Origin of the sequence: Chryseobacterium aahli, from assembly GCF_022699665.1 — a bacterium.
In the GTDB taxonomy this organism is placed as follows: Bacteria; Bacteroidota; Bacteroidia; order Flavobacteriales; family Weeksellaceae; genus Chryseobacterium; species Chryseobacterium aahli.
Map to the genome: position 1 here is coordinate 120446 of NZ_JALDNB010000008.1, position 12897 is coordinate 133342.

Below are 12897 nucleotides of genomic sequence, written 5' to 3' on the forward strand. Positions count from 1 at the left end.
TCTAATCTATTTAAATTTTTAATAAGATGAAGAAAATTTCTATTTTTTTAGTACTTCTTCTTGGTTTGATGAGTTTGGTCTTTATATCCAAAGCTTATGCTCAGGCAACGTTGCCTTATAACCAAGATTTTACTGCAGCAAATGACTTTACGTTTGTTAACGGAACTCAGGTTAGTCCATGGGTTTATGGAACTGCTGCAGGTAATACAGGAGGTTCAATTTATGTCTCCAATGATAATGGTGTGACTAATAATTATACGAACACTGTTTCGAGTACTACTTTTGCTTACCGAGAATTTACTATTCCAGCGGGAACAACAATAGCTACTTTAGCTTTTGATTGGAGAGCCTATGGAAATGATTCTACCTGGGACAGGATGAGAGTATATCTTGCACCTTCTACATTTACACCAGTTGCAGGTACAGAAATGGCTCCGTCGGCTACTATTATTCAGTTAGGAGCTGATTTTGAAATGCAAACGACTTGGCAAACTTACACTAATACCAATGTCAACTTGACATCATTTGCAGGAAGTACTGTAAAGTTAATTTTTCAATGGAAGAATGATGGTATTTTCGGAACAAACCCGGGGGCGGCAGTGGATAATATCAATTTCTTGATTCCAACATGTGTTGTACCTTCAAACGTAGCTGTAAACGGTGTAGGACAGGATGGAGCTGTTTTAAGCTGGAATTCACCAACTCCAGCTCCTGGAAATGGCTTTGCGTATTATTTGACAACAACAAATACGCCTCCAAATGCTGGAACTATTCCTACCGCAACGACCACTGGAACATCAGTAAACTTGGCTCCAACTTTGACGCCAAATACAACGTATTATTGGTGGGTTAAATCAGTGTGCTCACCAACTGATAGTAGTCTTTGGGTAGCGGGGCCAACGTTTACAACAACTCAGATCCCTGCTATTTTACCATATACTCAACCATTTACTGGACCAAATGATTTTGGTTTTGTTAACGGTACTCAGGATAATAAATGGCATTATGGTACTGCTGCCGGAAACCCTGCAAATGCAATTTATATTTCGAACGATAATGGGGTTTCAAACACTTATAATACAAGTCCTTCTACCACGAATGTATCACATGCATACAGAGACTTCGCTATCCCAGCGGGTACTCCTGCTACTTCACCGGCTATTCTTTCATTTGATTGGAAAGCAGTTGGAGAGGGAACAACCACACAGTGGGATTATTTTAGAGTATGGATAGTACCATCATCATTTACACCAACTGCTGGTACACAGATTGCCGCTGGAGCTAATAGAGTCCAACTTGGACAGTTTAATCAGCAAAGTACTTGGCAAAACTATCTTAATGCAGCTATAAATTTGGCACCGTATGCCGGATCATCAATGCGTTTAGTGTTTGAATGGAGAAATGATACAGGTGGAGGAGCACAAACTCCTGCTGCGATTGATAATATTAATCTTCAAATCCCTACTTGCAAAGTTCCTACAGCTTTAACTTTAGCAACAGTGGTGGCAAATGGTGCAACAATAAGCTGGACAGCTACAGTTCCTGCGCCAGGCATAGGGTATGCTTACTATGTAAGTACTAGCAGTACCCCTCCGACTACTGCTACTATACCTACAGGAACTACAACAGGAACCTCAGTTAACTTGGCGCCGACTTTGGTTCCAAATACAACTTATTATTGGTGGGTTAAGTCTGTTTGTTCTGCAACAGATAGTAGTTTATGGATGACAGGTCCTACATTTACAACGACTCAAATACCAGGAACGTTACCATACAGTCAAAACTTTACAGGACCAAATGACTTTGGATTTGTAAATGGTAACCAAGAAAATAAATGGTACTATGGAACTGCAGCGGGTAACCCTGCAAACGCAATTTATATTTCAAATGATAATGGCGTTACGAATACTTACTCTACAAGTACTTCTGCAATAAATGTATCACATGCATATAGAGATTTAGCTGTTCCTGCTGGAACTACTGCTGCTTCACCAGCTATTCTTACTTTTGATTGGAGAGCTTTTGGAGAAGGAACTACTTGGGATTATTTAAGAGTTTGGTTGGTACCAGCATCTTATCAGCCTGTAGCCGGAACACAAATTACTGCTGCTACAGGAAGAGTGCAGATTGGTCAGTTTAATCAACAAGCTACATGGCAGAATTATATCAATACAAACGTGAACTTAACTGCTTACGCAGGAGCTACAATGCGTTTGGTATTTGAATGGAGAAATGACACAGGTGGAGGAACTCAACCTCCTGCTGCAGTTGATAATATTAATTTATTAATTCCAACGTGTAAAGTACCTACAGCTTTAGCTGTGGCAGGAGTTGTAGCAAACGGTGCTACAATCAGCTGGACGGGTACAACACCTGTTCCAGCGCAAGGTTATGCATATTACATAAGCACAACCAATACGCCACCTACGCAAGCAACTGCTCCTACTGGTACTACAACTGCTACAACTGTTAATTTAGTACCAACGCTGGTTCCAAATACAACTTATTATTGGTGGGTTAAAGCAAGATGTTCTGCTACAGATCATAGCCTTTGGATTCCAGGGCCATCATTCTCAACCACACAGATACCGGCTAATTTACCATACATTCAACCTTTTACAGGCCCTAATGATTTCGGTTTTATTAACGGAGCTCAGGTAAACAGATGGCATTATGGTTCAGCTACAGGTAATGCGGCTAACTCTATTTATATTTCTAATGATAATGGAGTAACCAATGCTTACAATACCACTACACCAGCTGTTGTTGTTTCACATGCATATAGAGATATTGCTATTCCTGCGGGAACTACTATTGCATCATTCTCTTTTGACTGGAAAGCTCAAGGTGAAAGTTCATTTGATTATTTGAGAGTATGGTTAGTGCCATCAAGTTTAATGCCTGTAGCTGGTACTCAGATTGCTGCTGGCACAAATAGAGTTCAAATTGGCCAGTATAATCAGCAAGGTGCAACTTGGCAGACTTATTCAAATGCTAACTTAAACTTAGCAGCATATGCAGGTCAGGTAATGCGTTTGGTATTTGAGTGGAGAAATGATACTGGCGGAGGAACACAACCTCCTGCAGCTGTTGATAATATCAATATTAAAGTTTGTAGCAATGTTAAACCTGTTGTTACGGTAACAGCAGCTTCAATTACTCATAATTCAGCTACAATTACTTGGCCGCAAGATACAGGTGGGGCAGACTATGTTATAAGATACAGACCAGTAGGAACTACACAATGGTTACCAACCGCAGGTCCTATAAACGTGCCGGCGATTCCGGGAGTTACACAATCTTATACTTTTGCTGGTACCTTATCTCCTGTAACTCTTTACGAAGTAGAAGTTGCAGCGGTTTGTAATGGTAATATAGGTTTGTATTCACATAATGAGTTTACAACTAAATGTGACCCTACACCTCCAAATGTTGTAATTTCTAACATTACTGCTACATCAGCTTTAGTAACATGGAATCCGCTTGTTTTAGCAGCTTCTTATGAATTAAGATGGAGAGTTGTTGGTACTCCTGGTTGGTTCACTCCTACAGGTGGAACACCTCAACCACCATTAAATAGCTATACACTTCCAAATTTAACTTCATTCACAACTTATGAAGTACAAGTTAGAAGCAAATGTAATGCAGCAACTATTGAAAACCCATGGTCAAACCCTCAGGTATTTACTACGGTAAGAGTTTGTGAAATACCTCCTCCAGGATTGACAATTACTACATTGACACCTACAAGTGCTGAAGTAGTATGGGATGCCTTTACAGGTGCAGGAGCGACAGGAAGTTATATCTTAAAATACAGAAAAGTAGGAATTCCAAGTTGGACGACTATTAATGTTAATACAAATACTTATACATTAACTGGATTATTAGAATTAACTAAGTACGAAATGCAGGTTGCAAATGTATGTAGTGGAACTCCGGGTAACTTTACCCCTCCTTACTACTTTACAACCCCTACTGTAGTTTACTGCCAGATGACTGCTACGACACCATCAGAATACTTTATTAATAAAGTTACTGTTAAGCCAACAGGTAAGCCAGAAATGGTCAATGAAGATCTTACTGGAGATACTTATTCTGACTTTACTGCAATTCCTGCGAAGTATATTGAATTAATTCAAGGATCAACAGGTAATCAGATTACAGTTGACAAAACAGTGGGGGCTTCTCCAACAGGGGTAGCTGTTTGGATTGACTTCAACAGAAATGGATCTTTCGATTTAAATGAAAGAATCATGGCTGATGGACCAAACATTAATCCTTCAGTATCTGCAACATTCAGTGTACCAGCTGATGCATTTGTAAGTATGACAGATTACAAATATGTAAGAATGAGGGTAGCAATGTCAAAAGATGGAATTCCGGTAAACTGTTTAAACTTCCAAAATGGTGAAGTTGAAGATTATACAGTGAGAATTTCTAAGCAAGGTGTTGCAAATGCTATTAACCAAACGGAAATTTTAATTTATCCGAATCCGGTAAGCACTGTTTTAAATGTAAAAAATATTAGCAAAAAAGCGAATTATAAAATTTACAGTGCTGCAGGACAAGTGGTATCAAGCGGATTAATCTTAAACAATAAGATTGATGTAAGCAAATTGATCAACGGAGTTTATGTTATCGACATAGAAGACGCTCAGGGTACTGCTCAGAAGAAATTTATTAAAGAATAATTTAAATAATAAATTCTAAATACAGAATAAGCTCTCAGAAATGAGAGCTTATTTTTTTGTGATAACTTAGATAATTATGCATAAAAAAACCGCTGATAATTCAACGGTTTTTATTTTCATTGTGCTAATTGCAATTATTCAATTTCAAAAATAATTCTTTCAGTCTGCTCTTTTAAATCATCCAGATTGGTATTGTTGTAAATAACGTAATCAGCTAATTTTATCTTGTCCTTTTCAGGCATTTGATTATTCATTACGGTTTCCACTTCACGGTAGGTTTTGGAGTCTCTATCCATCACTCTTTTAAGTCTTATATTGTCTTCTGCGGTTACCAAAAGAGATTTGTAGCATTGAAGATTAAGCTTTAATTCAAACAACAAAGCGGTTTCTTTAAAAACCAGATATTTGGTTTGCTTGCGTACCCATTCTTCAAAATCTAAACGTACTGCGGGATGAATAATTCCATTCAATTGAAGTAACAACTCTTCATCATTAAAAACTTTTCCGGCAACGAATTTCCTATTGTAAATGTTATTTTCATCATAAGAATCTGCACCCAGAAGTTCTTTGATTTTATTCTTTACAACTTCGTTGTCGTTCACAATTGTTTTGGCTCTGTCATCAGAATAATAAACCGGAAAACCGCAGTCTTCTATGTACTGAGCTACTGTTGTTTTACCGGAACCAATTCCACCGGTAAGACCTATTATTTTCGAGGCAGAATCAGGCTCTGCTTTTTGAGTTTCTGCAAGTAATTCTTCCATAATTAATAACCAAAAACTTCATTAAAACTAAATGTTTCATCTAAACGCACTCCTTTTTCAGTCATTTTAAGGCTGGCCAATTCGTTATGAGCATCATGCTCAAAGAATAATAAATAGTCATTATCTACACATTGCTTCAAAAACTTTGCTTTCTCTTCAATGGTCAATAATGGTCTTGTATCATAACCCATCACATAAACTTGTGGAATATGTCCTGCAGTAGGAATTAAATCGGCTGCAAAAACAATGGTTTTTTCCTGATATTGAATCACCGGTAGCATTTGTTTTTCGGTATGACCATCCACAAAGATAACATCCATTTTAAGGTCTGGTGAGAAACCGTAATTTCCGTTAACCGGAAGAGGTAAAAACCCAAGCTGCCCGCTTTCCTGAATAGGTAAAATGTTTTCCTTTAAAAAGCTTGCCTTTTCTCTTGCATTTGGCTCTGTTGCCCATTGCCAATGATTTTCATTCGTCCAGAACTGAGCATTTTTAAAGGCAGGTCTGTAGCCTGTTTTATCATCATTCCATTCGATGGCACCACCGCAATGGTCAAAATGTAAGTGTGTAAAAAATACGTCGGTAATGTCTTCTTTTACAAAACCATATTTCTTTAAATTTTTATCTAAACTGTCATCGCCCCAAAGAGAGTAGTGGCCGAAGAATTTGTCATCTTGCTTGTTGCCGAGGCCGCAGTCTACCAGAATAAGCTTTTTGCCATCTTCAATGAGTAAAGAACGAGTTCCTAATTCAATTAAATTTCTTTCGTCTGCCGGATTGGTTTTTTCCCACTGACTTTTCGGGACGACTCCAAACATGGCTCCGCCGTCGAGCTTGAATTTTCCACATTGGATAGGATATAGTTTCATATAGTATATTGTTATTTAATTTGTATTGATTTCATTTTGTCGGCAATTTTTCTGCTGTTTTCATTGCCGGAATTTTCCAGATTAGAAATAATATTTTGATAATCTGATTCTTTCCTGTTCTGAGACAGCTTTTGATTAATATAAATTTCAGTAGGAAAGATTTTAATACCAAAAGCACCTTTCATTTCTTTTTCTACAAATTCTTTACCCATATCTTTTACGAATACCGGGCATTTTTGAGATTGCTCGTATTTTGAAGTAAGTTTTTCAAGATGATTATAAAGTTCTTCGTGATTCATAAGTTTGATTTTTCTATAAACCTGAACAGCTTCATAATTCCAAGTAGAAACATTCAAATGATCATACCAGCTGCTTGAAATATAAGTGTGTGCTCCTAAAAAATCACATAAAACTTCGTCGCCATCCTCCAGTATTTTGGCTTGTGGATTAGCTCTTGAAATATGTGTTTCAATGTATATTTCCTCTGGGTTATCTTCATTGAGCATCATCATAGAATGTGTTGCTCTGATTTTATTTTCCGACGAGATCAGTAAAGCAAAAGCATTCTTTCTGATGATTTCTTTCATCAAATGATCATCTTCACTTCGGTATATTTTAGGTATAAACATATTAAAATAATTCTCCCGGATTTCTCGGTATCGCAATATTCAAATGTCGGTATGCTTTTTCCGTCACTTCACGTCCTCTTGGCGTTCTGATGATAAATCCTTCCTGAATTAAAAACGGTTCATACACTTCTTCCAAAGTTTCTGGGTTTTCAGCGATGGATGTTGCTAATGCAGAAATTCCTACAGGTTTTCCTTTGAAATTTTCAATCATCACACGCATGATTTTATTATCCATTTCATCTAAACCAAATTCATCAACATTTAAAGAATTCAAAGCATATGTTGTAATGTTGATTTCAATTTCTCCGTTTCCTTTTATTTCTGCAAAATCACGAACTCTTCTCAACAATGCATTGGCAATTCTTGGTGTACCTCGGCTTCTTCTTGCGATCTCAATTGCGGCATCTTCATAAATGGTCACACCCAAAACACGGGCACTTCTGATAATAATAGTTGAAAGTAATTCAATTGAATAATATTCTAATCTGCTCTGAATCCCGAATCTCGCCAACATCGGTTTTGTCAACATTCCACTTCTGGTTGTAGCACCCACTAATGTAAAGGGATTTAAGCTAATCTGAACGCTTCTTGCATTCGGACCGGTTTCCAGCATGATGTCAATCTTATAATCTTCCATGGCAGAATAAAGATATTCTTCTACAATCGGTGATAGCCTGTGAATTTCATCAATAAAAAGAACATCATTTTCCTCTAAATTGGTAAGTAATCCTGCAAGACTTCCCGGTTTATCCAATACAGGACCCGAAGTAATTTTACAGTTTACTCCCAATTCGTTGGCAATAATATTGGATAAAGTTGTTTTTCCCAAACCTGGCGGACCGTGAAGAAGGACATGATCCAACGCACCCCCACGATTCTTTGCGGCAGCCACAAAAACTTCAAGATTCTCTAATGTTTTTCTTTGTCCGGCAAAATCTTTAAAACTCTGCGGACGAATTTTTTCTTCCTGTACGAGTTCGTCATCGGAATAATTTTCCTTATCAGGATGTAAAAAATCTGGCATTAATTCATTTCATTTACCTCAAAGATAGCAAATTTAGGTTTAGGCTGAGACTGAGATTGAGGAAAATTTAAGACGGAGTTTAAGGTTTACATTAAGGCTACAAGTCTGAAGACACACGATTTAACAAATTGATATATTTTAAGTAATTTTGAGAGAGAAAATTTCAGCGTTGCGGTTTTGGCCTCAACCTCAAACTTAACCTTAATTTAATGAAATTAATTGGACCTTTCAAGCAGGTTGTAACACTTGCCAATATTCCCTTAAGAGGAAAACTTTCAGACGAGCAACTTGAAGTTATTGTTGATGCCGGAATTTTAGTAGATGATCACAAAATTCAAAAAGTTGGAGATTTTGAAACTCTAAAATTAGAAAATCAAAATATAGAGATTGACGCAATTGAAGGCGAACAAATCGCTCTTCCGGCTTTGGTAGATTCTCACACCCATATTTGTTTTGGAGGAAACCGTGCCAATGATTTTGCCATGCGAAATGCCGGGAAAACATATTTAGAAATTGCTGAAAGTGGCGGCGGAATCTGGAGTTCTGTACTGCATACCAGAAATGCTTCCGAAGAAGAATTGTTGAAAACTTTATTAGAAAGAATTGATATTTTAATTTCTCTAGGGATCACCACGATTGAAGTAAAAAGTGGTTATGGTTTGGATGTAGAAAACGAATTAAAAATGCTTCGAATCATTAAAAAAGCACAAACTCAAACTAAAGCAACATTAGTTCCGACTTGTTTGTCTGCACATTTAAAACCGAGAGATTTTGAGGGAGACAATAAAGCATATTTAGATTATATTTTAGCTGAAATTTTACCAAAAGTAAAAGCAGAAAACCTTGCCAATAGAGTAGATATTTTTATTGAGAAATCAGCATTTCAACCTGAAGAAAGCAAAGATTTTTTGCTTAAAACTAAAGACTTAGGTTTTCAAATTACGGTTCATGCAGATCAATTTACACCTGGTAGTTCAAGAATTGCTGTCGAAGTGGGTGCACAATCTGCAGATCATTTAGAAGCGACCATTGATGAAGATATTGAATTTTTAGCTCAGTCAGATACCGTTGCAACTGCTTTGCCCGGCGCAAGTTTAGGTTTGGGAGAAAAGTTTACACCAGCAAGAAAATTATTGGATGCTGGCGCAATTTTGGCAATAGCTAGTGACTGGAATCCGGGTTCTGCACCGATGGGGAATTTAATTACTCAGGCATCAATTTTAGCAACGTATGAAAAGCTAACTACCGCTGAAGTTTTGGCGGGAATGACTTTCCGTTCAGCCTTTGCATTAGGTTTAAAAGACAGAGGCAGGTTGGAAAAAGATATGAAAGCAGATTTTGTAACTTATAAAACAGATAATTTCCAGAATGTATTGTACAATCAGGGAAGTTTAAAAGCTGAAAGTGTTTTTATTGATGGCACAAAAGTAAAATAAGATGGGAATATTTGATAAAGTTTTCGGAAAAAAAGAAGAAAATGTGGATGTTGAAATTCAAACCTATCAGGATTTCTGGAATTGGTTTTTAACGAAAGAAAAAGAGTTTCATGCGATTGTGAAAAACCGTACTCATATTGAAACTGACTTTTTTGATTTGATGTCATCGCAACTGCGCAAGATCAATGAAGGTTTTTACTTTCTTGCAGGGATGAGCGACGATGAAACCGTAGAATTGATCATTACTGCAGAAGGAGAAATTAAAAATATAGTTTTTGCAGAAGAAATCATTGCTGCTGCACCAACAGCAAATCATTGGAAGTTTACGGCTTTAAAACCTGAGATGAATTTAGACAGCGGCATTCGTATGGAAGGTCTTGAATTCAATACAGAAAACATTCACTTTTACGCAAATGAAATCGATGGTTATCCAGACGAGATTGACATCACATTCGTTTACGATCATTTGAACGCCGATAATAAAGATTCTGCAGTAACAGGAGTCTGCATCTTTTTGGATAATTTTTTAGGTGAATTAAATTTTGCAACGCAGATCGATACTTTTAACGTCATTGGAAAAGATGAAGTCAAAAATGAACTCATCCCAATCACGAAACTGAAAGATTACTTGCAGTGGCGAGAAAGAGAATTTACGGAAAAATATAAAAACGTAAAAGATTTCAGTGAAGAAGATGCTTACACAGTTCTCGAAGCAGTCTTAAATAACGGATTGCCATTGATTGCTACAATTAATACAACTTCATTAAAATATGATGCTAAGGCATCTTACCCATGGATTTCTGTTTTAAAAATTCACTACAATGGAGAAGAAAATAACGGGCTTCCAGAAAACGAAGACTACGAGAAATTAAATACCATAGAAGAAACGGCTTTTCAGAATCTGAAAAATGAGGAAGGAAATCTTTACATTGGAAGAGAAAGTGCAGATGGGGTAAGAGAAATTTATTTTGCAAGTAAAGATTTCAGGTCTGTATCTAAGATTCTTCAAAAAATTATCAAAGACAACCCCGAATATAAAATGTCACTTGAAATTTATAAAGACAAATACTGGCAAAGTTTCGAACGCTATAATATCAATTAAAATTAGATAAAATTATGATCTGGCAAGGAAGATTAGACGGAGAAGAACCATTGTTTCACAGACTTTTTCAGCGTGTGCAGGAAGCAGAAAATCATGATCTTATTATAACTAATGATTTCGTTTTACATGGTTTTGCAGTAGATGAAGGTGTTAAAAGAAATAAAGGCAGAGTAGGAGCGAAAGATGCACCGGACATTATTAGAAAAAACATGGCTAATTTCCCTGTGATCTTGCCGGATTTTTCGATGCTTGATTTTGGAAATATTACTTGCGAAGATGGAGATTTAGAAAAAGCTCAAAATGCTCTTGCAGAAAATGTTGCTCAGGTTTTGGCGAAAGGTGCGAAGTCTCTTGTATTGGGTGGTGGCCATGAAGTCACTTTTGCCCATTACTCAGGAATTAGAAATGCTTTTCCGGATAAAAAAATTGGAATCATCAATATCGATGCTCATTTTGACAACAGAAAACCAGAAGATGGAGTTGGAGCAAGTTCCGGAACCGGATTTTGGCAAATTGCTCAGGAAGAAAACAATCATACGCTGCATATTGGGATTCAGAGAAATTCAAATACTTTAAAATTGTTTGATACTGCTCATCAGTTTGGGATGAAATATATTTTGGCAGACGAGCTGTTTTTTGAAAATCTTCCTTCGGTTTACGAACGTATTACTGAGTTGATAGAGTCTGTGGATGTGGTTTATCTTACGATTTGCATGGATGTTTTCAATGCCGCAATCGCTCCCGGAGTTTCAGCTGCAGCTTACAACGGATTGTTTACGGATGCAGCATTTATGCATTTTTATAAGCATATTCTAAGGAGTGAAAAACTGGTAGCATTAGATGTTGCTGAAGTTAATCCTCAATATGATATTCAGGAACGAACAGCAAGGTTAGCAGCAAGCTTGGTGAATGAATGGCTGATGATCTAAAAGACAAATTAAGTCAATAGAGATTATCATTTTTTTAAATATAACGAAGGAACATATTTTGTTGCCTTACTCATGCTTTATCCAAAAGCAGAAAATTCATTTTTGAATTTTTTAAATGAAATTACAACATGGAACAATCAATCGAAAGTAAACTCATAAAAGCAGACAAAGCTTTTACAGAGTGGAAAAAAGTAACTTTTGCAGACAGACAAAAACTTATTGCAAAAGCTGCAGAATTATTTAAAGCAAAGTCAGAAGAATTCGGCACCATCATTACCAAAGAAATGAATAAACCCATTTCGCAATCTATCTCAGAAGTAGAAAAATGTGCGTTGATGATGAATTATTATGCAGAGGCTGACAATGTTTTACAAACCGAAAAAATAGAATCTGAATATAAAATTTCTGAAATTCATTATGTTCCGAAAGGTGTTATTCTTGGCGTAATGCCTTGGAATTTTCCTTTCTGGCAGGTTTTAAGATTCGCAACGCCTGCAATCTTAGCCGGAAATACTGTTGTTTTGAAACATGCTTCAATATGTTTCGGAAGTGGAAATGCGATTGAAAAAATATTTTTGGAAGCTGGTTTTCCTGAAGGTGTTTTTCAGAATTTAGAAGTTGGGCACAAAGAAGTAAAAGAAATTCTTGAACATCCGATAATTAAAGGTGTAAGTCTTACCGGAAGCGAAAAAGCAGGTGCCGAAGTCGCATCAATTGCCGGGCAGAAAATCAAAAAATCTTTGCTTGAATTGGGTGGAAGTGATGCTTTTATCGTTTTGGATGATGCGGATTTAGATGAAGCCGCAAAAGTAGGTGCTTTGGCAAGACTTCAAAACTGTGGACAGACTTGTGTTGCGGCAAAAAGATTTATCATTCAGAAAGATGTTGAATATGATTTCTTACCTAAATTTATAGAAGAGTACAAAAAATATGTGCCTGCCGATCCGATGAATAAAGAAACTAAATTAGGAGGAATGGCAAGACCGGATTTGGCAGATGATTTAGAAAAACAATATCAGAAGGCTTTAGATAATGGGGCAGAAGCGCTTATTCCTTTGGAAAGAATTTCTGATACAGAATTTAACCCGGGATTAATCAGTGTGAAAGAAGGCAATCCTATTTTGCAGGAAGAATTATTTGGTCCTTTGGGAATGATCATGATTGCTCAGAACGATGATGAAGCTCTGGATATGGCAAACAATATTCCTTTTGGACTTTCAAATTCAGTCTGGACTAAAAATTTGGATCGTCAGCAATTTTTTATCAATGAATTGGAATCAGGAACGGTGAATATCAACAGAATGACGAGTTCTGATCCACGTTTTCCGTTCGGAGGTACAAAGTCTTCAGGATATGGAACGGAGCTTTCTTTATTGGCTTTAAAAGAGTTTGTGACGGCGAAGACTATTTTAGGAAAATAATAGCATAAAAAAACTCTCGATTTTTTCGAGAG

At 36.8% G+C, this 12897-nt stretch carries 9 protein-coding genes; 5 read left to right on the top strand and 4 right to left on the bottom strand.

Going from position 1 to position 12897, the window contains the following annotated elements:
• Window positions 1-26 precede the first annotated feature (26 nt).
• Window positions 27-4691 carry a fibronectin type III domain-containing protein gene (locus tag MQX03_RS13535; RefSeq protein WP_242803714.1) on the top strand — a complete coding sequence of 1555 codons (4665 nt, stop codon included), beginning with the start codon at window positions 27-29 and terminating at the stop codon, window positions 4689-4691.
• A gap of 134 nt (window positions 4692-4825) precedes the next feature.
• On the opposite strand, the gene coaE is transcribed toward MQX03_RS13535, so the two are convergent.
• From coaE to ruvB, 4 genes are read right to left on the bottom strand one after another with little or no spacing between them, the layout of a single operon-like run.
• A complete protein-coding gene (coaE, locus tag MQX03_RS13540; RefSeq protein ID WP_242803716.1) occupies window positions 4826-5455 on the bottom strand; it encodes a dephospho-CoA kinase in 630 nt (209 codons plus the stop codon).
• 2 nt (window positions 5456-5457) lie between these two features.
• Window positions 5458-6324 carry an MBL fold metallo-hydrolase gene (locus MQX03_RS13545; protein WP_242803718.1) on the bottom strand — a complete coding sequence of 289 codons (867 nt, stop codon included), beginning with the start codon at window positions 6322-6324 and terminating at the stop codon, window positions 5458-5460.
• Window positions 6325-6335: 11 nt separating this feature from the next.
• Entirely contained in the window at window positions 6336-6953 is a 618-nt protein-coding gene (locus tag MQX03_RS13550; RefSeq protein WP_242803719.1) for an FMN-binding negative transcriptional regulator, read from the bottom strand.
• 1 nt (window position 6954) lies between these two features.
• Window positions 6955-7977 carry a Holliday junction branch migration DNA helicase RuvB gene (gene ruvB / locus MQX03_RS13555; RefSeq protein ID WP_047444967.1) on the bottom strand — a complete coding sequence of 341 codons (1023 nt, stop codon included), beginning with the start codon at window positions 7975-7977 and terminating at the stop codon, window positions 6955-6957.
• A gap of 209 nt (window positions 7978-8186) precedes the next feature.
• Between ruvB and hutI the strand changes: the two genes are divergently transcribed.
• The 4 genes from hutI (at window position 8187) to MQX03_RS13575 (ending at window position 12865) form a co-directional block, all read left to right on the top strand.
• Entirely contained in the window at window positions 8187-9413 is a 1227-nt protein-coding gene (hutI, locus tag MQX03_RS13560) for an imidazolonepropionase (protein WP_242803721.1), read from the top strand.
• 1 nt (window position 9414) lies between these two features.
• Window positions 9415-10515 (top strand): DUF695 domain-containing protein, encoded by a 1101-nt coding sequence (locus MQX03_RS13565; protein WP_242803722.1) that lies wholly within the window; start codon window positions 9415-9417, stop codon window positions 10513-10515.
• Between the two features lie 14 nt (window positions 10516-10529).
• Window positions 10530-11444 carry a formimidoylglutamase gene (gene hutG, locus MQX03_RS13570; RefSeq protein ID WP_242803723.1) on the top strand — a complete coding sequence of 305 codons (915 nt, stop codon included), beginning with the start codon at window positions 10530-10532 and terminating at the stop codon, window positions 11442-11444.
• 128 nt (window positions 11445-11572) lie between these two features.
• Window positions 11573-12865, top strand: coding sequence for an aldehyde dehydrogenase family protein (locus MQX03_RS13575; protein WP_242803724.1), 1293 nt, complete (start codon window positions 11573-11575; stop codon window positions 12863-12865).
• Window positions 12866-12897 lie beyond the last annotated feature (32 nt).